Raw genomic sequence first — 19221 nt, 5'->3', positions numbered from 1 at the left:
AACACGGAGGGATTTTTTGCCCTCCGTGTTTACCGTCTCGGAAGCGCGGTGCACGAAGACCTATTTGCTAGAACGTTCGGTGCCAGCCGGCCGTGGGACGGGCTGCCGGGGGTTCGAAAAACGGGGCTGAGATGTCCTCCTCGAAGCTCAAGGAGGACATCCTCATGCAAACCATCACCGAAATGACGATGTCGAAAGTCCTGAAAGACCCGATGATCCGTCAGGCGCTCCGCGCGAACAAAGTGCCGCTTCGCGATTTTGCGAAGCTTTTTGGAAAACACCGCTCGCACGGGAAATGAAGCCTTTGCAGCGGCGCTGCACCCAGCGGTCGCCCAGAGTGCGCATTGACGTGCTCGCATGGAACGTTCCCAGATGCAGACAGTTACCTGGCCGTGACAATCGCTTCCGTGCGCCTCCGGCGCGACACTTGGTCCGGCTCCTCGATTGCTTAGCAAGTTTAATTAAAAATTTAACCTCGCCGCTTAATGCGGATGTAGGGTTTCGTGCGCGCCAGAATTTGCTCGCCGGGACGCATCAAACGCAGGGACAGGACGGACTATGACTGCAGCGAATTCCCAACTTGATAGCAACCCGAATATCGAACAGCGCCTGGAATTCATGCAACTCGGAGCGGCAAACCGCGAAAAACTCCGCGCCCTTCGTCCGGTCATTGAGCGCGAACTGCCTAAGGCGCTCGATAAGTTCTACGAGATGGTGCGCAAGACGCCGGAAACAAGCCGCTTCTTTACCTCAGACCAGCATGTGGCCGGCGCCAAGAGCGCGCAAGTCGGGCACTGGGCAAATATTGCGAAGGGGGACTTCAGCGCACAATACGGCAACAATGTCCGCACGATCGGCAAAGTGCATGCGAAGATCGGCCTGAAACCGGAATGGTACATAGGCGGCTATGCGATGATCCTCGACCATCTTGTCAAGGAGGCGATCAGCGAGCACTTTCCGAAGGCCGGTCTGTTCGCCCGGCGAACCGTCTCTGCCGATGAACTCGGCCAGATGGTCGGCAGCCTGGCCAAGGCGGTGCTGCTGGACATGGATCTCGCGATCTCGGTCTATATCGACGAGAAGGAAGCGGCGCTTCAAAAGACGCAGGATCGCGTCCTGGAGGAAGCCAGGGCCGTGACCGAGATTTTTGGCAAGGCGATCTCGGCGGTGGCCGAAAAGCGCCTCGACCACCGCATCGACGAGCCGCTGCCGGAAGCCTATTCTGGCATGCGCGACGCCTTCAATAGCGCGGCTGCCGAACTCGGCCAGACCATTTCGCGCATCGAACACTTGGCCTCGGGTGTGAGCGCAGCAGCCACCGAGATCCACGGCGCCGCCGACAGACTGGCAAAGCGCACCGAACAGCAGTCGACGTCTGTCGAACAGACCGCAGCGGCAATCGAGCAGATCGCCGCGACCGTGGCGGACTCTACAAAGCGCGCCGAAGAAGCCAACACCCTTGCCGCCCGCGCCCGCTCGGGCGCTGAACGATCCGGCGAGGTGGTCAACCGGGCCGTTTCGGCCATGGACGCGATCGAGAGTTCGTCACAAGAGATTTCCAACATCATAGGCGTGATCGACGACATCGCCTTCCAGACCAACCTGCTGGCGCTGAATGCGGGCGTCGAAGCGGCGCGTGCCGGCGACGCTGGAAAGGGCTTTGCAGTGGTCGCCATGGAAGTCCGCGAACTTGCTCAGCGCTCGGCGAAAGCGGCGAAGGAAATTAAGAACCTGATCACTAAATCCGGCGAGCAAGTGAAGGCTGGCGTGGCACTGGTCGCCGAAACGGGCGAAGCGCTCGGGGCGATCGTGGGGGAGGTGACCGAAATCAGCCAGCACATCGACGCCTTCTACCAGGCGGCCCGCGAGCAGACTTCGGCGCTCTCAGACATCAACGTCGCCGTCAACGTCATGGACCAGGGAACCCAGCAGAACGCTGTGATGGTGCAGGAAGCCAATGTATCCAGCGACAGGCTCGCCACCGAGGCGCTGCTGATCAACCAGATGCTGGCCGAGTTTCAGACGGGGTTCAAGAGCGCGCGCGCGAAGGTCGTCGATACCCAGGTTGCCAAGGTCGCCTTCAGGCACTCGGCGGCGTCCAAAGCATCGGTCCGCAACGCTCCCCTCGTGGTGGGCAATACGGCGCTTGCCCGCGATGCCTGGGAAGAATTCTGATTCCGTAGTGGCGTTTAGACTTTTCTATTGGCAGTGCTTGAGGGCGCGCGAGCGGTATTTACTCAGTGGTCTGGAGGCAAGGTAGCTTCTCCTGTTGGCGATCGGAAATCTCTGACCATAAACTCGTTCGACCGGGGAACATGTCTCAATGCGGCGGCTAACGATTTTATGATTTGCCTGCCGTCAGTGCTGTGACCCATCTCTCATAATCGTGACGTCAACTGTTCGCCGATGGAGGCACGCCTTTAAATAAATGGAGCGACATCGAAGGACCGATCGAGGCGGTAAAATCACGCCCCGATGAAACATCCTTGGGTCCGGTCCTTGATCATCAGAGTAGCGCACCGATCGGGCCGACCGGGTCAGCCAGGCGTTTGCTGCACTCACCAGCACGATGCAACGCCATTCGTTGTTAATCGACGGTTTGATCCCGGCAAGCAGTTCACGATATTTTTGTCCATGCATGACGAATAGCTCGCGGACAGCCTCGGCAGAGACTGATCGGCGGCGATGCTCCAACAACGGTTCGATCTTGCACATGCCCTTGGCGGTGACGACACGGAATTCCACCGTAACCCCGCGGATGTCTAAATCCTAGGTTCCGACAGTCTGCTATTAGCTCGACCCATTCCGGCATCGGTGGCGGTTCCCAATGATGGCGCAGGCGCTACATAAGACCGTCAACTTCCTGCGAGACGGAACCGGTTTTCATCTCGGTGAGCTGAGGACGGTGAAGGCACGGGATGTCGAGCGTTCTCTCGCGGGCGTTCTCCATGGAGCTTCCGCGCGGAGGAGGCTGCGCTCGCCGCAAGTTCCGCGCGGCAAGCCTCGCCAAAATCGAGCAGGAAGTTCATCTCGCCAGATTGTGCGAGGTTCCGTATCTCGGAAAGCGAGCGATTGGGGCTGAGGTAGGTCTCCACGATCCTTACCATCGCGAATTCGGCTGCGTCCACCACCGGTCGCGAAGAGATCAGACGCATCTGAGCGACCAACGCATAAAGCAGCACGAGATCTGAGACGTCGTCCTTCTGGTGGCTTATCGCATCGCCGTAAAGCCGCGTAGCTTCCGCGATGAAATCCGAAAATAGCTTTTCACGCTTGGCGACTTCGATCTCGCGTTGTCTTTCCCTCACCTGCGAGCGGTGCGTCATCCAGGCAGTGGCGAATGAGGTCAGACCGCCGATCGCGACGCCAGCGAGGCCCATCAGGGCTGAGAAGTATGCGTCCATGAGAATTTCCTTCGGAACGAATGCGGCGTACACCGGAAAGTGTCGCTTGAGTTCCCCTACCCCGCCAGCGGCGGACCAACCCAGACGCCTTCCGGTACCGCGGGGATGGAGTTTACCAACCCGTCCAGCATGCCCTGCAGGACGCTCTCGGTCAGCTCCGCCGTCTTGTCGCCGGGGCCGACGAGGCGATCCACCAGCAGCAAAGTCAGACCGTGCATCTGCGACCAAAAAACAAGAATCGCCCCATCCATCGTGCGGATATTAGATTCGTCGTCTGGAATTTGCCGCCCGAGGGCGCCGTCGGAAATCGCATCGACTATCAAGGCTTTCATGTTGTAGGCCGCAGTTCTTTCGATCACCGGACGCCCATCCTGACCCGCAAGGTAGCCGCCAAACATCAATCGGTAGAGCGCAGGATTGTTGACGCCGCCGCAGACATATGCCCGCGCCATGGCTGCCAGCCTCTTGCGCGGATCGTCCAGTTCCTTCGTCGCTTCAGCCATGCGCCTGGCGAGCTGTTCGAATCCCACCGCCGAGACGGCTGCCAGCAATTCGCGCTTGTCGGCGAAGTGCTTATACGGAGCATTGTGACTGACGCCCGCCCGACGGGCGAGCTCCCGAAGCGAAAACTCCGTGCTTTGAGACTCGCTCAGCACGTCGAGGGCAGCCTCGACGATCGCCGTGTGCAGGGCGCCGTGGTGATAGGGCCGGTTGTCTTTGGTGGTGATTACCTGGGTCATGCTGTCCATGTAGAGGGTTAAGTGGCTAATGTCAACATGCTGCATTTGAGATGTTGACATTGCCAACTCAAGGCGTTAAGTGGGCGACGTCAACATATGCTGCGGCCGTCTGAAAGGGAGGCAGCGGTTAGCCACAGAGGTAGAACTGCATGGACCATCTACATCCCGTCGGACACAAGTCGCACCGCCTCTCGGAGCGTCCGCCGTTCGAGCGCATCGCGCTGTTGCTGCAAGGCGGAGGAGCCCTCGGCTCGTATCAGGCGGGTGTCTACCAGGCCTTGGCCGAAGCCGATCTGCATCCGGACTGGGTGGCTGGCATCTCGATCGGCGCCATCAACAGCGCCCTGATTGCCGGCAATCCGCCCGAAAGACGGGTGGAGGCGCTCCGCAGTTTTTGGGAAACGGTAACCGCCCCGGCTCACGGAATTCCCACTCTGTTTTCTGCCATGCTCGGGGCGATGGGGATCGAGGGGGATTTCGCGCGGGGCATGCTCAACCAGGCACACGCATTCGCCACGCTCATGGACGGCGCGCCGGGCTTCTTCACGCCGCGTCCGGTGCCACCTTTCTTTTCATCTGCCGGCAGCATCGAGGCGGAAAGCTTCTACGACGTCGCTCCGCTCAAAGCGACGCTGGAGCGGCTGGTGGATTTCGACCGCATCAACGCGGGGGCCATGCGTTTCAGCGTTGGCGCCGTCAACGTGCGCACCGGCAATTTCGAGTATTTCGACACGACGACCCACAGTATCCGCCCCGAACATATCATAGCGAGCGGCTCACTGCCGCCTGGCTTCCCCGCGACGAGAATCGACGGCGAGTATTACTGGGACGGCGGCCTTATCTCCAACACGCCGCTTCAATGGGTCCTCGACAACTCGCCGCGCCAGGACACGCTGGCCTTTCAGGTCGACCTGTGGAGCGCGCAGGGCGCGTTTCCGCGTGACCTTCTAGGGATCGAACTGCGGCAGAAGGATATCCGCTTCTCGAGCCGCACGCGCGCGGCGACCGACCATTTCAGGACGCAGCAGCGTCTGCGGCGCGCTCTCGGCCATCTGGTGGAGCTCGTCCCGCAGGAGGCCCTGCTGCTAACCGATCCCGAGATCAAGCTTCTCGTCGAACAGGCCGACGAGAAGGTCTACAACATCGTCCAGCTCGTCTATCGCGCCAAGAACTACGAAGCCAGCTCCAAGGACTACGAGTTCTCCCGGCTGACCATGGAGGAGCACTGGGCCTCCGGCTACAACGACGCCCTTCGAACACTGCGTCACCCCGAGGTGCTGCAGCGGCCCGACACGCCCGACGGCGTGGCCATTTTCGACTTCGATTGAGTTTCAACAAAAGAGAAGAGTACGAGCATGAAGATCGCCGCAGTCCGCGACAATGCCTTCGCGATGCCGCTCAACAACCCGGCCTATCCGAGGCCACCCTACAAGTTCTACAACCGCGAATTTGTCGTCATCAACTACAGGACCGATCCGGAGGCCCTTCGCGCCGTCGTGCCGGAGCCTTTGGAAGTGATCGGCGACACTGTCGCCTATGAATTCATCCGCATGCCTGACTCGACCGGCTTCGGCGACTATACCGAGACCGGGCAGGTTATCCCGGTGCGCTTCAGGACGTCGTCAGGCGAGATGCAGGAAGGCAGCTACGTGCACGCCATGTATCTCGACGACAACTCGCCGATCGCCGGCGGCCGCGAGATATGGGGCTTCCCGAAGAAACTGGCGACGCCGAAGCTGTCGCACGAGCAGGAGACGCTCGTCGGAACGCTCCGCTATGGCTCGGTTCTCTGCGCGACGGCGACCATGGGCTACAAGCATCGCGAGCTCCCGTTGCAGTCGCTGGCCAAGGCGATGGCGAAGCCCGCCTTCGTGCTGAAGGTCATCCCGCACGTCGACGGCTCGCCCAGGATTTGCGAACTCGTGCGCTACTATCTCGAGGATGTGACGATCAAGGGCGCATGGGCCGGGCCGGCCGCCCTGCAATTGTTCGAACATGCAATGTGTGATGTCGCGCGTCTACCCGTGCGCGAGGTCACCTCAGCCAGCCACTACATCGCCGACCTGACCCTCGGCCTTGGCACGGTCGTATTCGACTATCTCCAAAACGACTGATCCCCTGCAACTGAAAGGAACTATCCATGTCACGATTTGATGGAAGAGTGGCGGTTATCACCGGAGCCGCGAGCGGCATCGGCAAGGAAATCGCGCTTCGCTTCGCAGCCGAAGGCGGCATTCCCGTGATCGCCGACCTCAATCTGGACGCCGCCAATGCGACGGCGGCCGAGATCAAGGAGAAGGGCGGCGACGCCCTCGCCGTGGCGATGAACGTCGCCGACGAGGAGCAGGTGGAAAAGGCCGTCGGCGAGGTGGTCGCCAGGTTCGGCAGGGTCGACGTGCTGGTCAGCAATGCCGGCATCCAGATCGTCAAACCGCTGGTCGACTTTCCCTTCTCCGACTGGAGAAAGCTGCTTTCGATCCATCTCGACGGCGCCTTTCTGACCACGCGCGCCTGCCTCAAGCACATGTATGCCGCCAATTACGGCCGGGTGATCTACATGGGCTCCGTGCACTCCAAAGAGGCCTCGAAGCTGAAGGCGCCGTACGTCACGGCCAAGCACGGCCTGATCGGTCTGGCAAAGGTGCTGGCAAAGGAAGGAGCCGAGCACAACGTCACGGCCAACGTGGTCTGCCCCGGCTTCGTGCGCACGCCGCTGGTCGACAAGCAGATCCCTGAACAGGCGCGGGCGCTCGGCATCAGCGAGGAGCAGGTGGTCAAGACGGTGATGCTCAAGGACACTGTCGACGGCGAGTTCACCAGCACCGAAGACGTGGCCGACGCCGTTCTCTATTTCGCGGCGGCGAGGTCCAACGCCGTGACCGGTCAGTCGCTGGTCGTGAGCCACGGGTGGTTCATGCAGTAGCACCGATTGCGGAGGGACGACACCCTTTGCGGTGTCGTCCGTATCTCCGAGCGCACACGTGACCATCGCTTGGGCAACCGCGTGCGGCCGTTAACCCGTTTTGGCAGGAGAGGGCTTCTGAACGCATACATCGCGGCTCTGATGGTGCTCGCCGAAGACCCTGCCATCACTCATCCTGCAAGGAAAATGACCATGGAAGTTTGTAATGGCTCAGATCGGGCCCTCTGGAAGGTTGGGCGCCGTCCGCTCACCACCAATCCCACCGTCGATGGCGCAAGCGGGCGAGGAGTGAATGCGATCCTGCGGAAGGCCGTCAAGGCCGTCGCCCTCGGCGTGTGCGTAGGATTCGCCGCTTTGCCGACGGCCCGAGCGGATGAGCCGACCCCGCCGGTCAAGTCAGGGATCAGCGACGAGGCCGCCACCGCCGTTTCGCAGATGGGAAAGACGCTCCTTGCCAGGGACCTGTCGATTACGGCGAGAACGATCAGCGTTTACCTGGATCAGTTCGGACAACCGCTTCACATCTTCCATACGATGAAGATCGCCGTGCGCCGGCCGGACCGGATCGCCGTCGAGTTTATCGGCGACGACGGCAGGCACGATCTGTTCTACGACGGCAAGACGGCATCGGTCTTTTTTCCCGACAGCAAGAAATACATTGCGATCCCCGCGTCGGGTGCCATACCTTCTGCGCTCGACGAGGTGACAAACAAGCTGGACCTCGATTTTCCGCTCGGCGTCCTTTTTACAGACTCTCCCGACAAGGTTCTGATGGGCGACGCCATGGCGGCCTGGCAGGTGGGGACGGCCATCGTCGACGGGGTCGAGTGCCGGCATCTGCTTTTCTCACAGAAGTCCGGCATCGACGTGGAATTGTGGGTCGAGAAGAATGATGCGGCAACGCCCCGCCGGCTGATCGTCACCTACCCGTTGCTGCGGGGCCAGCCAAGGTTCATCGCAGAATTCACGAGCTGGAAGACCGAGCCGCCGCTGCCCGACGCACAATTCGTCTTTCAACCGCCTGCCGATGTGAAAAAGGTCGAGCCGACGCCGGACGTCGCATCGGGAACGGAAGGGAGCAAGTGATGACCCGTCTGAAGCAGACCTTTGTCGCTTTTCTCGCAATAACCGCCGTGGCATCGGATGCCTTTGGCCAGTTTGCTCCGCCACCCGGCCTACCGGGTCTGCCGTCCGGAGGGCCACCCCATTTCCCGTCGGGAGGACCGGGAGGACCGCCGCGTCCGCAGATGGGCGGCGCGCCGCGTCCACCCGTGGCTGGCCACGGCCGTCCGCCGTTGGGCGCCCAGAACCGTCCGCCGATGAACCGTCCGACCCATGCGCCAAATTTCGGCGGCGCAAAGGGGCGGTTGGCGGAAGGCCCCGGCCGCGGAGGGAGCAACTTGTCGGGAAATATCCGCAACACGGTGAACTCGGGCGGAAACGTCAACGGGAACCGCGCCTTCGTGAACTCCGGAGGCAATATCACCGCAAAGGACTCGGGCAACGTCACCGTGAACAATTCCGGCGACGTCAAAGTCACTGGTAATGGCAGCGGATACTTTGGTCGCGGATATTATGGCCGCGGAGACCACGGCCTGGGAGGGTATGGCGGTGGAGACTATGGCGGTGGCGAGTACGGCCGGGGATATTATCGCCGCGGAGCCTATATTCTGGGCGGCTATGCCGTCGGCGTCGCGACCGGTGCCGCAGCGGCATCGAGCGCGAGTGGAACGACCTATTCTTCCTACGGGGATCAGTCCGGAACTGCTACCGGGTCCTCTGGCGCTGCTTCCGCGGGTTCGTCTCACCGGACCTCCTACTCCTCGGGTTCTTCGGGCGGGACCTATGCCGGTTCTGCAGGTGCTGCATCTTCGGGTTCGTCCCATGCGGCGTCGTCGGGCTCTTCCGGCGGGTCCAATGCCGGCTCCCCCAATCAGAGCCGTTCCGATCGGTCTGCTGGAGGTGGAGACGGTGGATCGAACGAGGGCCACGGCAACAGCGGCGCCCCGTCTGCTAATCCGCTGATTGTGGGCCTGTTTGAGAGCCTGCCGCCCGACGGCACGGAGTGGACATCGGAGGGTGCGGTGGGTTGGCTTCAGGCTGCCGCCGCCAATTTGCGGATCGCGTACAAGATCCAGGGAAACATCCTGGTCACAGGCGAGACTCCGCCGTCCAACTCCGGCAACCGGGCGCTCAGCGGGAATTAAACAGCGCAAGACGGTGGGGAGAGGTTCAGCACGGGCCGGACAAGTCGCGACGGGCCTGGCCTTTGCAACGCACAGAACGATGGGCGACTTTCTAGCGGAGACATCACGCGGGCTGCCGGCCTCGGGTTAAGGACCCCTAACCCCTCGTATAGGCCATCCCTTCCTCTTCGCCACCCGATCCGTCCTCCCGATCAATAGGCAGGTCGGGCAGCGTCCTGCTACATTCAAAGTCTCCCGCAAGGCCGCAAACTATGACCGTTTGCCTTAGCGTTCCTTCTAAGGATTTGTCACATGACACAGGAACTCACCCGCATCGAAATCGATCTGGTCCCGTTGACCCTGTTCTCCAACGCATATCGGAAAGCTGGGCCCTGGGTGCCGGGCTCCCCGCTCCAGACACCGCCAGATGGTTCATCATGGCCGAATACCGCCTTCGAGGATCATTTGATGATGTTTTCCGTCATGCCACGCGAAACGATCACGCCACCCTGGGGACAAGCTTCGCACGCCCGGAGATCTGCCTTTACCCTGTACGTGACTGGGACGCGGTTCGCTCTTTTATGCTACTCCCTCGGGCTTGTCCGCCTTGTCGGGGACTTCGAGGATCTTTTCCCCTCAGTGAGTTCCGCGAGCATGCATTAAGTCAAGCGATCGGCGTCATCAGCGCTTTCGTCTCGTTCGAGAGGCAGGGTGAACAGAAACACTGCCCCGCGAGGTTTATTCGCGGTAGCCCACAGCCGGCCCCCGTGAGCCTCGATGATCGAACGGCAGATCGCCAGGCCCATGCCCATGCCGGTCGATTTGGTCGTGTAGAAGGCCTCAAAAAGGCGGTCCATACTTTGCGGGTCGAGGCCCGGACCCGAGTCGCAAACTCCGACGACCACGCCCCCTGAGGCCTCTGTCTCGGTGCTGATCAGCAGTTCGCGCTCCGCCTCATTGACGCCGCTCATCGCCTCTATGGCGTTCAAGATCAGGTTTGCGATCACCTGTTGCACCTGGACGCGATCTCCTTCCACGGGCGGCAGGCTCGTCGCGAATTCGGTCTGCAGCGTGGCGCCTTGCCGGAGCACTTCGCTGCCGGTCAAGGCAATCACGTGACGAATGGCTTCATTGAGGTCGAACTGCTCCTTGCGAGGGGGCTCCTTCTTGACCAGGGCGCGAATCCGGCCAATGACATCGCCGGCTCGATTGGCGTTCTCGACGATCCGCCCGAGCGCCTGAGCCACCTCCTCCAGATTCGGGGGATCGGTGCCGAGCCAGCGCAAGGCCGCCTGGGCGTTGGTGAGGGACGCGGCGAGCGGCTGATTGACTTCATGGGCGATGGAGGCCGTGAGCTGCCCCATGGTGGCGATGCGGTTTGCGTGGGCCAGTTGCCCCTGCGCCTGGCGTAAGGCTTCCTCGCTCTCGCGTAAGGCCTCTTCGGCCTTCCGGCGCTCCGTCAAATCGAGGACGAAAGAGACGCCTTCGTTCCTGCTTTCTTCCAACAGTGCACCGCCGATCAGCACGGGCAGACGGCTGCCATCTTTTCGAACGTACTCCTTCTCGAACGGTTGGACTGCGCCGATCGTCTTCAGCTCGGCGACGGTCCGCGCGTCGCGGTCGCGCCATTCGGCCGGCGTCAGGTTCTTCCAGGACAGCCGCCCCGAAACAAGATCCTCTCGGTCGTATCCCACCATGCGCAGGAACGCGTCGTTGGCCTCAAGAATGCGACCTTCGATATTCCAGATGACGATCCCGATGATGTTGGCCTCGACGAGACGACTGATCTTGGCTTCGCGTTCAGCGAGATCCCGGTACAACCGGGAATTCTCAAGTGAGATCGCTGCTTGAGAGGCAAGCAGCTTCAGCACCGCGATCCGGGCCGGCGCGAAGACCCGAGGAGCAAGGCTGTTCTCAAGATAGAGCACTCCGGTCAGTTGGCCCTGGTTGAGCAACGGCACACAGAGAATGGAACGAGAATGGTGATGACGGATGTAGGGGTCCGCGGAAAATGGATTCTGAGCTGCGGCGTCGCCGAGAACCACGCTTTCGTTTGTGCGCAAGACATAATGAAGGAGCGATTCCGGCAGCGTGATCGCGGTGACGATCTCGTCACGCAGCCGCACCACGACCGTGTCGCCGCAGGTCGTCGCCTCGGCCGTGATCCGTGACTCACCGCCCCGCGGAAGGATCAACAGGCCGCGCTCGGCGCCCGCCTGCTCGACGGCGGTGCGCAGAACCGTGTCGACCAGCTTTTGAAGGACGATCTCGCCCGACACGGCCTGCGAGATTTTGACAACGGTTGCGAGATCGAGTTGCTCGACCGGTGCATCAATGGTGCTTGTCGGAGCGGGAGGGCGTTCTTCCCCTCTCAGGTCAGGATAAAGTTGGTCGAGTTGACGCACCTTGCCGTCAGCGCCCCAGCGCAGATAGCAGCCACGCGCGTTGCGGAGATAGAGACGAGTGAAGTCCTCGAAGCCTTCCTGCGCATAAAAGCGGGCAGCGAGTTCATATGCGAGGGCTTCATGATGGATGAAGCCGTTTGCGCGCGCCGAGCGGATTGCTTGTTCGTAAAGACGCACGGCGTCGATTTCGCGGCCTTCAAGGCGTGCTATTTCGGCGCCGACCAGCGCGGCTCGGTTCTCGAAGTTCTCCGGGCAATTCTTCGCATAGATCTGAAGCTGTCGGTGGTGGGCGGCCAGAGCCTCTGTATGCCGCCCCCGCTGGTCAGCTCCCGCAGTGTCGCAACATGCGGCGCGGGCCAGGGCGCCGTAGAAATGATGTTCCGGTGTTTCTTCGAAATGCGACACCGAGTTCCATGGTAGCTTCTGCGCCCGCAATGACGCATCGACGGCTGCCTCATAGTCGCCCGCAAAGAACCGCGCCTGGAGTTTTCTGACAAAGTAGCAGGTTTCCGCCAGAATTAAATTCGGATCGTCGGCAAACCGGCGTTCGATCAAAAGTTCGCCAAATCCTTCGTCGTCAAAAAAGCCGAATTTCGGGGTCAACCCGCGCAGCGTCCGGACGAGGCCGAGTTGCGCGCTAGCGAGGTCTATGACGAACTGGAACCGCACCTTCTGCGCAAACGCGAGGCCAGTCTCGGCTTGGCGTTGCACTTCCACAAGCGGATCTCCCGCCGCCAAGAGGTTCGAATTCAAACTGACATAGCTGTATCCGGCAAAGGTGAGGTCGCCGCTCCGGTTGGCAATTTCAAGCGCTTGCCGCAAAAGGTCGCGGCCGGTTCGGACATGTTTCGTCCACGGTATGACATGGGCCGCGAAGTCTTTATAAGTCCTGGCCTGGAAGCGCTTCAGTTCACTCCCTTCGACCAGTTGGCAGCCGAGCCGACCGAATCGAAATCCGGCCGCATAGTCGCCGAAGCGCGGGCCGGCAATGTAGCCAAGCGACACATAATGGTAGCAGGAGCCGTCGCTATTGCCTCGCTCGATGCTCAGATTGACGGCCAGGCAGATCGCCATGCATGCAAGATTGGCATCGGTATGCCATACCGCCCCAACGAGCCGGGTGAGAATATCCAGCGTCGCGGAGGATGCTGGGTCGCTCATCAACGGCAAATCGATGAGATCCTCGATCGCGCGGCTCCCGAGCTGCGACCAGATCCGGCCGTATTCTCGTTGCACGTCCTCGTCGGCTGGATGCGGCGACCAGTCGATGCCGAGACGCTGCCTCAGGTAGTCGAGACCGACGGCGGCGGAACGACTGGTCTGACCGAGCGCAGCATAGAGATCGATGCGCAGGCAGGCGACGGCGGCCTGGTCGTCGGAGCGGACAGCACAATTGGAAAGCTGTGCTGACCGCTCCTCGGCGTCCGATAGCGCGCCAAGGAGGAACTCGCATTCGGCCCGGTTCAGCTCAAGCGCGAACGCCAGTTGATGGTGGCGCTGCCAGGCGGCTTCCGAAAGCAGCGTCGTGCCGGCAACAAAATAGTTGAGCGCCGAGGCGTATGCCGTCGAGGCCTTGGCGCGCTTGCCCGCCAGCAGATTGAACTCGGCTAGTTGCTCGCGCTCCTTAGTTGAGGTGATCAATGCGGCTCCGCGATTGAGCTGGCTGACAATCTCGAAAACATAATCGTCAATCAGCTCCGGCGCAGTGTTCGCCGCAAGCAGTCTGCCTATGCGAAGGTGCAACTCGCCGCGTCGCTCCTCGGGGACCAGCGAATAGGCGGCTTCCTGAACGCGATCGTGGACGAACCGGTAAGCGCCTGTCAGACGCTCGAGCAGCTCCTGAGCGACGGCGGGCCCCACGGCCCCGGCGACTTGCTCCTCCTTGATCCCGAGGACGAGTGAAAGCATTGTGGTATCTGCGAGGTTTCCAAGACAGGCGAACTGCTGCAACGCCTCCCGCGTCCGGGGCGGCAGGCGCGCGAGCTTTCCGACCATGAGATGTACGACGTTGTCGGTGTATCCCTTGGCGTGAATGCGCTCGAGATCCCAGGACCAGCATGCCGCGTCATGATCGAAAATGAGCATTTCCTCTTCGGCGAGCGAAAACAGGAACTGACGGACGAAGAACGGATTGCCGCCGGTCTTGTCGTGCATCATTTGTGCAAGCGGCGCTGCACGCTCGGGCTGACAGTGGAGCGCATCGGCAATCAACTGCCGGAGATCGTCTTTGGTAAGCGGCGCAAGCGTGATCTCCGCCACCTTGCCGCCGGCGGTCTTGATCGCGTCAAGCTTGCGCATCAGAGGATGGGCGGCGGTGACTTCGTTGTCGCGATAGGCACCGATCAGCATGAGCTGCTGCAGATCCGACCGGGTGAGCAGATCCTCCAGCAGGTCGAGCGTCGCCGCGTCGAGCCACTGGAGATCGTCGAGGAACAGCGTTAGCGGATGTTCGGGCCGGGCAAAGACGCTGATGAACCGGCGGAATATCATCTGGAATCGCCGTTGCGCGTCCTGTGGCGGAAGTTCGGCGACCGGCGGCTGGTCGCCGATGATGAGCTTCAGTTCCGGGAGGAGATCGACCATCAGCGCTCCGTTCGGTCCCAGCGTCTCGCTCAGTGCCTCGCGCCACGGTGCCAAATCGGCCTCGCTCTTTGCGAGGAGCCCCTTGAGCAGGCCTTGAAAGGCCTGCGCTAGGGTCGCATAAGGGATGTCGTGCTTGTACTGGTCGAATTTGCCGGACGCGAACAGCCCGCGCGGCGGCACCAGTACTTTTTGGAGTTCATTGATCACCGCCGACTTGCCGATGCCGGAATAGCCAGAAACCAGCACCAGTTCAGGCGCTCCGCGCGACACCACGCGGTCGAAGGCAGTGAGCAAGGTCTCGATCTCGTGCTCCCGTCCGTATAGCTTCTCGGGAATCAGCAGGTGGTCCGGGAGATCGCGTTCGCCGAGCGGGAACGCGTCAATCCGGCACTGCATTTCCCATTGGCTGAGACAGCGGCTTAGATCGTGTTCGACGCCGCCTGCCGTCTGGTATCGCTCCTCGGCCGTCTTGGCGAGCAGCTTCATGACGATGGCCGAGACTGCCGGTGAAACATCCGCCGTCCGCTCGTTGGGCGGCACCGGCTGCCGTGCAATGTGGCAATGCACCCATTCCATCGGGTCGGAAGCGGCGAAGGGCAGGCTCCCGGTCAGCATTTCGTAGAGAGTCACGCCGAGCGCATAAAGATCGCTGCGGGAGTCGATCGAGCGGTTCATGCGCCCGGTCTGCTCGGGGGCCATATAGGCAAGCGTTCCGGCGACCACTTCGGGCGGCTCGGGCGCCTGCCGTTCGCGGGAGAGGCGCGAGGCGATGCCGAAGCCGGTGAGCCGCACCTCGGCGCCTGCGTCAGTTACCAGGATATTGGCCGGTTTGATGTCCTTGTGGACGAGGCCGCGCTGGTGGGCCTTGCCGAGCGCAGCGGCGATGCCGGCCGCGAGCCGCAGGAAAAGCTCCGTTTCCATTGCCGTTCCGAGGCGCCGGGCGAGCGGCTCGCCGCCCGGATCTTCAAGCACCAGGATGGTCCGGTCGCCTTCGCGCACCAGCTCAAGCGGTCGCAACGCCCACGCGCTATCGAGCTCATCCTTCAAACCATATTCATGGTCGAGGCGTTCGAGGCTTGAAAGCGTCGGGTGCTCGAGGGCCGGAAGCACGACCAGTACCGGGTTCCATTTGCCGTCGGCGCCCCGGCGTCGTTCCCGGTGGAACAGGCGATCACCATCCTCCCAAAGAACCTCCAAACTGCTATCTCCACCAACGCCGAAGAAAGAGGATGTGCTTGTTTGCCGACTTCGTCACCTCGCTGTCTCATTCGGCGGTGCGACCTTCGTGTCGGAAATCCGTCCAACCACATAGGCCAAAGCGAGCACAGGTGATGAACCGAAAACACTTCCCCACCATTTTACCATATCTCGCCTGGTCGTCCCAGTGGATCAACCAGGCGGCCATACCCGACCTCCGATGCATGGTCCGCCTCTGCTGACGAAAGACCGCCCAGCGGCGGGGCTGGACGGTCGGGCGGATCGTCGACCCGCTGAGCTTCGGAGGAGGAGGGCGCCGAAGCTAGTTGGTAGCAAGGGAGAAAATCGCTACCTGCCTGTCGTGAGGCAACGAGTGGAGATTAGCGATAGAAATGACAACAGAAAATTATACTGCGGATTATTCTTGTAATACGTTGGAATACCAGCATCGGGCCGATGGGCGGGTTCTGCTCAGCGCGTGACATACTCATGTGGTGCCATGCCTTTCGGACGTGGAAACAGATGGGCAAGAAATCGATAAGCCGACACGGACACTTGCAAGGCCGTTGAAGTCGCGCCCGACCTTGTCTGCCACGCGAGAGGGCCAAAAAAGAAGCCTCCCGGCGGTTGGGAGGCTTAAGGCGGGCCGATCGGGGGCGATACGGCCTTGGCGGGAGGAGGAATGTAACCCGCATCATAGAGGAGCGCTCCCGCGCGGCTATTGGCTACCAGGAAGGATCGATTACCAATGAGGATGGGGTGACCTATACGCGCGGCCAAGACCTTTATGAGTGCGTTTGCGGCTTTCCCGGCGCGAGCATCAGCTTGTCAGCCATACGCGCGAGCTCGGGCAGGGATCTGGTACCCATCTTCTGCATGACCTGGCTGCGGTGAACCTTCACGGTAATCTCGCTCACACCGAGATCGCCGGCAATCTGCTTGTTGAGCCGTCCGGTCACCACCAAAGCCATCACCTCGCGCTCCCGCGGGGTCAGGCTATCGAAACGCGCGCGCACCGTCGCCAATGCCTGTTCGTTTTCAAGCCACGTGCGGTCGCGCGCAAGGCCGACTTGAACGGCGTCGAGCAAATCCTGGTCTCGGAACGGCTTTGTCAGGAACTCGACCGCGCCCCCTTTCATCGCCTGGACGGACATGGGAATGTCGCCGTGCCCGGTGATGAAGACGATCGGCAGCCGAATGTTTTCGCGCGACAGTTCGAGCTGAAAATCAAGACCGCTCTGTCCGGGAAGCCGGACATCGAGCACGAGACAGGTCGGTCCGTTGGGTCGTCCAGACCTGAGGAAATCGCCCACCGAAGCGAGGAGGCGCACGCCAAAACCGACGGAACGCAGCAGGCTGCCGAGCGCCTCGCGGATTTCCGGGTCATCATCGATCACAATGACGGTTGTCTCGGTCATCGTCATCGCGCCCCAAGGTCAACCGAAGCTTTGGGACGTGCAGCATCCGCACCCACTGCATGAGCGGCGGGCGAAGCCCAATCAGAAGAGTGCCAATGACGCAATGAGAACACTCCTCCTCTCTCCTTCCTCGCTGCCGAAACGGTGTCTTTTCGCAAACCAGAATGCGCGCTAATGATCTCGCCCACAAGGCTAAATGCGGGCGGTCCACGAGAGCGGTTGCGCGTCCTGCGGTCTGCCATGGCGTGCCGATGCGCCCCATGGCCGGTCTCTCCCGTCACAACGGGACGCGTGCCGCGAGATCTCAATTACATCGACTGCTTATCTCTGGGCGCTCTTGAGAGGTCCGCTCCTTGCCGAAAGTCTTAGACAGTCTATACGCTCGTATAGCTTGCGATGCCTTTGTCGCCGTTAGATGCTAGATCGACCCAGTCAAGCGCGCCACAACGCTAATTCGGCACGGCGCCGATCGGCGAAGTCGGGAGGCGGCAGTGCCAACCAAGAGACCTCTGATTGCGATCGTCGACGACGACGAGCCGATGCGGGAGGCTATCAAGGGACTCATGAGGTCGATGGGATTTGACGCCGAGACCTTCTCATCCGCGGATGATTTCTTGAGTTTTCCTCATATTAGCCGCACGGCCTGCCTCGTGACGGACATCAATATGCCCGGAATGAGCGGGCTCGATCTGCACCGCCGGCTCGTCGCCCTGGGCAGGAGCATTCCGACTGTTCTGATCACCGCCTTTCCGGAAAGGAATGCGCCGGCGTCGGCGTTGGGCGCCGAGATCGTCGGCTGCCTGACAAAGCCGTTTGGCGAACAGGTTTTGCTTGATTGCATCCGTTCTGCGCTGGCTTTCGGTAGCGAGGACCAAAGCGGTTCATGAGGTCGCAGACCTCTTCTAAGCAAAAGCGCGTTGCAACGCTCCCGTTCTCGTATTTCAGAAAATGTTGTTCAAGGGGCGGTCCGACGGATTCTGCCAACGCGAGGTTGTCAACGATCCATTCTGGACCCGTTCGCATTTGGCCGGTAACCGGGCAGGGGTCGTCTCTGTTCTGAGATAGGGTGAAGGGAAAGACGACACCCGAGGCTTTAGAGCAGCCCTTAACCCGCTCGCCATGCGCCTCGATTGTCGACCGACAGGTGGCCAAGTCTTGCGCCTTCGTCGTCTAAAAAACGGTCTCGAACAACCATTCGCAATTTGCGGATCTAGCCTGCTGACGGGGTCCTGAACGGTCTCTCCTGCGTCGTGCGGAGAAGCAATCAGCCGAGCAGGTTCTAGCCCGATATACTCCGACCTTGGTGGAGTGGGGTAAACCAAAGGATGAAATGCACATGCCTAGAATTCAGAAAGTCTTCCCTGAGTATTATGGACCGAAATAGCGCTTGGGACTAGCCTCAAAGGTGCAGCCGAAGGAAAATGCGCGCAACAAAGGATGCACGGTATGAGTGACACGCTGGAGCAGAATGATCCTGCCATCGAAGAACTGATGAAAGACGCAATAACCAGTTACATGCTCGACAGTTTCGAAGTCGAGGATCGGCTGAAGGCAGCCGTCCAGAAGATCGCCGTGGAACTGCTTTTCGAAGAGCTGGCTGCTCTGAGGGAGAAGGCTGCGAAGGCCAGGTCGTCCTATATCCAGGTCGGAGAGGTGATGACAGCGGCTTAGGCCATGTCGGTTCGATATTCCCAACCTCTGCAGGGGAGCCGTTCTGCGAGCGCTGCACCCCAATCCTGGGCGATATTGATTGCGGGAAATCACCCGTTCGATTGCCAGCAAAACATCAGCCCCATGGAAGCTTTTTGTTAAAATGCCCACAGGTCGCTCGTCGCAAGTTTTGAGACGTCCTACTCGGCACGCGGAGGACCTACCCACACGCCTGCTGGTAACGCAGGGATGCTATTTTGCCAGTCCGTCGAGCATGTCATGCAAGCCGCTCTCGGTCAGATTCGCCATCTTGTCGCGGGAACGACCGATCAACCAGCGACAAAGTAATGCCATGCATTAGCGACCAGAAAATCAGGATGGCACCATCGATCTTACCGGTGTTTGGAACGAAACGCCTTGAGCGCCGTCGCTTATCGCGGCCACCAGTAGCGCTTTGATTTTGTAAGCCGCGCTCTAGGGTTGCTTCGGCCATTCCCCCGCAGTTCGAAGCCAACCGCCGAGACGACCGCGAGCAATTCACGCTTGTCGGAAAAGTGTTTGTACGGGGCGTTATGACTGACGCCCGCCCGACGGGCGAGCTCGCGAGCGGAAACTTTGTGCTTGTCACTCGCTGTGGACAGTGCAGCCTCCACGATCGCCGTGTGCAGGTCGCCGTGGCGGCAGGGGCGCTGCTCGGTGGAAGTGGCTCGGTGGT

General features: G+C 60.9%; 15 protein-coding genes and 1 pseudogene. 10 read left to right on the top strand and 6 right to left on the bottom strand.

The window, feature by feature from the left end:
* Nucleotides 1–164: 164 nt before the first annotated feature.
* Nucleotides 165–299, top strand: a complete 135-nt coding sequence (locus CPY51_RS33720) for a hypothetical protein (RefSeq protein ID WP_275540452.1) — start codon at nt 165–167, stop codon at nt 297–299.
* A gap of 259 nt (nt 300–558) precedes the next feature.
* Entirely contained in the window at nt 559–2175 is a 1617-nt protein-coding gene (locus CPY51_RS06220; protein ID WP_111159421.1) for a globin-coupled sensor protein, read from the top strand.
* Between the two features lie 241 nt (nt 2176–2416).
* Here the strand turns inward: CPY51_RS06220 and CPY51_RS34005 are convergent.
* The 3 genes and pseudogenes from CPY51_RS34005 to CPY51_RS06210 all read right to left on the bottom strand — a co-directional run.
* Nucleotides 2417–2760, bottom strand: a pseudogene (locus tag CPY51_RS34005) (IS110 family transposase); the annotation flags it as partial.
* 95 nt (nt 2761–2855) lie between these two features.
* Entirely contained in the window at nt 2856–3404 is a 549-nt protein-coding gene (locus CPY51_RS06215) for a hypothetical protein (protein WP_244598486.1), read from the bottom strand.
* A gap of 56 nt (nt 3405–3460) precedes the next feature.
* A complete protein-coding gene (locus tag CPY51_RS06210) occupies nt 3461–4144 on the bottom strand; it encodes a TetR/AcrR family transcriptional regulator (RefSeq protein ID WP_111159442.1) in 684 nt (227 codons plus the stop codon).
* Between the two features lie 149 nt (nt 4145–4293).
* Here CPY51_RS06210 and CPY51_RS06205 point away from each other — a divergent pair, with 149 nt between their 5' ends.
* The 6 genes from CPY51_RS06205 to CPY51_RS06180 all read left to right on the top strand — a co-directional run bounded on the left by CPY51_RS06205 (nt 4294) and on the right by CPY51_RS06180 (nt 9916).
* Entirely contained in the window at nt 4294–5472 is a 1179-nt protein-coding gene (locus CPY51_RS06205; protein ID WP_111159420.1) for a patatin-like phospholipase family protein, read from the top strand.
* Nucleotides 5473–5499: 27 nt separating this feature from the next.
* The gene (locus CPY51_RS06200; protein ID WP_111159419.1) at nt 5500–6258 is read left to right on the top strand and encodes an acetoacetate decarboxylase; all 759 of its coding nucleotides are present in this window, start codon (nt 5500–5502) and stop codon (nt 6256–6258) included.
* Between the two features lie 26 nt (nt 6259–6284).
* Nucleotides 6285–7067 (top strand): 3-hydroxybutyrate dehydrogenase, encoded by a 783-nt coding sequence (locus tag CPY51_RS06195; protein ID WP_111159418.1) that lies wholly within the window; start codon nt 6285–6287, stop codon nt 7065–7067.
* A gap of 192 nt (nt 7068–7259) precedes the next feature.
* Nucleotides 7260–8153, top strand: coding sequence for a DUF2092 domain-containing protein (locus CPY51_RS06190; RefSeq protein WP_111159416.1), 894 nt, complete (start codon nt 7260–7262; stop codon nt 8151–8153).
* Nucleotides 8153–9274, top strand: coding sequence for a hypothetical protein (locus CPY51_RS33200; protein WP_244598484.1), 1122 nt, complete (start codon nt 8153–8155; stop codon nt 9272–9274). The genes CPY51_RS06190 and CPY51_RS33200 overlap by 1 nt, the downstream gene beginning before the upstream one ends.
* A 291-nt stretch (nt 9275–9565) precedes the next feature.
* The gene (locus CPY51_RS06180; protein WP_111159414.1) at nt 9566–9916 is read left to right on the top strand and encodes a hypothetical protein; all 351 of its coding nucleotides are present in this window, start codon (nt 9566–9568) and stop codon (nt 9914–9916) included.
* On the opposite strand, the gene CPY51_RS06175 is transcribed toward CPY51_RS06180, so the two are convergent.
* Both CPY51_RS06175 and CPY51_RS06170 read right to left on the bottom strand, forming a co-directional pair.
* The gene (locus tag CPY51_RS06175; protein WP_111159412.1) at nt 9913–15438 is read right to left on the bottom strand and encodes a trifunctional serine/threonine-protein kinase/ATP-binding protein/sensor histidine kinase; all 5526 of its coding nucleotides are present in this window, start codon (nt 15436–15438) and stop codon (nt 9913–9915) included. The genes CPY51_RS06180 and CPY51_RS06175 overlap by 4 nt on opposite strands.
* Before the next feature lie 785 nt (nt 15439–16223).
* A complete protein-coding gene (locus CPY51_RS06170; protein WP_111159410.1) occupies nt 16224–16862 on the bottom strand; it encodes a response regulator transcription factor in 639 nt (212 codons plus the stop codon).
* A 485-nt stretch (nt 16863–17347) separates the two neighbouring features.
* Between CPY51_RS06170 and CPY51_RS06165 the strand changes: the two genes are divergently transcribed.
* A complete protein-coding gene (locus CPY51_RS06165) occupies nt 17348–17743 on the top strand; it encodes a response regulator transcription factor (RefSeq protein ID WP_111159408.1) in 396 nt (131 codons plus the stop codon).
* 559 nt (nt 17744–18302) lie between these two features.
* Entirely contained in the window at nt 18303–18527 is a 225-nt protein-coding gene (locus CPY51_RS06160; protein WP_111159406.1) for a hypothetical protein, read from the top strand.
* A gap of 410 nt (nt 18528–18937) precedes the next feature.
* Here the strand turns inward: CPY51_RS06160 and CPY51_RS33190 are convergent, their stop codons facing one another.
* Nucleotides 18938–19159: a helix-turn-helix domain-containing protein gene (locus CPY51_RS33190; protein WP_244598492.1), complete on the bottom strand. Its 222-nt coding sequence runs from the start codon at nt 19157–19159 to the stop codon at nt 18938–18940.
* Between the last annotated feature and the right edge of the window lie 62 nt (nt 19160–19221).

Source organism: Arminella tubonensis (genome assembly GCF_003240585.1).
In the GTDB taxonomy this organism is placed as follows: domain Bacteria; phylum Pseudomonadota; class Alphaproteobacteria; order Rhizobiales; family Rhizobiaceae; genus Rhizobium; species Rhizobium tubonense.
This window is presented reverse-complemented; position numbering and strand designations above follow the sequence as displayed.

Bases quoted from the DNA above. Each gene is read 5' to 3' on its own strand.
- CPY51_RS33720 (WP_275540452.1), top strand. From the start codon at position 165: ATGCAAACCATCACCGAAATGACGATGTCGAAAGTCCTGAAAGACCCG.
- CPY51_RS06220 (WP_111159421.1), top strand. From the start codon at position 559: ATGACTGCAGCGAATTCCCAACTTGATAGCAACCCGAATATCGAACAG.
- CPY51_RS06215 (WP_244598486.1), bottom strand. From the start codon at position 3,404: ATGGACGCATACTTCTCAGCCCTGATGGGCCTCGCTGGCGTCGCGATC.
- CPY51_RS06210 (WP_111159442.1), bottom strand. From the start codon at position 4,144: ATGACCCAGGTAATCACCACCAAAGACAACCGGCCCTATCACCACGGC.
- CPY51_RS06205 (WP_111159420.1), top strand. From the start codon at position 4,294: ATGGACCATCTACATCCCGTCGGACACAAGTCGCACCGCCTCTCGGAG.
- CPY51_RS06200 (WP_111159419.1), top strand. From the start codon at position 5,500: ATGAAGATCGCCGCAGTCCGCGACAATGCCTTCGCGATGCCGCTCAAC.
- CPY51_RS06195 (WP_111159418.1), top strand. From the start codon at position 6,285: ATGTCACGATTTGATGGAAGAGTGGCGGTTATCACCGGAGCCGCGAGC.
- CPY51_RS06190 (WP_111159416.1), top strand. From the start codon at position 7,260: ATGGAAGTTTGTAATGGCTCAGATCGGGCCCTCTGGAAGGTTGGGCGC.
- CPY51_RS33200 (WP_244598484.1), top strand. From the start codon at position 8,153: ATGACCCGTCTGAAGCAGACCTTTGTCGCTTTTCTCGCAATAACCGCC.
- CPY51_RS06180 (WP_111159414.1), top strand. From the start codon at position 9,566: ATGACACAGGAACTCACCCGCATCGAAATCGATCTGGTCCCGTTGACC.
- CPY51_RS06170 (WP_111159410.1), bottom strand. From the start codon at position 16,862: ATGACGATGACCGAGACAACCGTCATTGTGATCGATGATGACCCGGAA.
- CPY51_RS06160 (WP_111159406.1), top strand. From the start codon at position 18,303: ATGAGTGACACGCTGGAGCAGAATGATCCTGCCATCGAAGAACTGATG.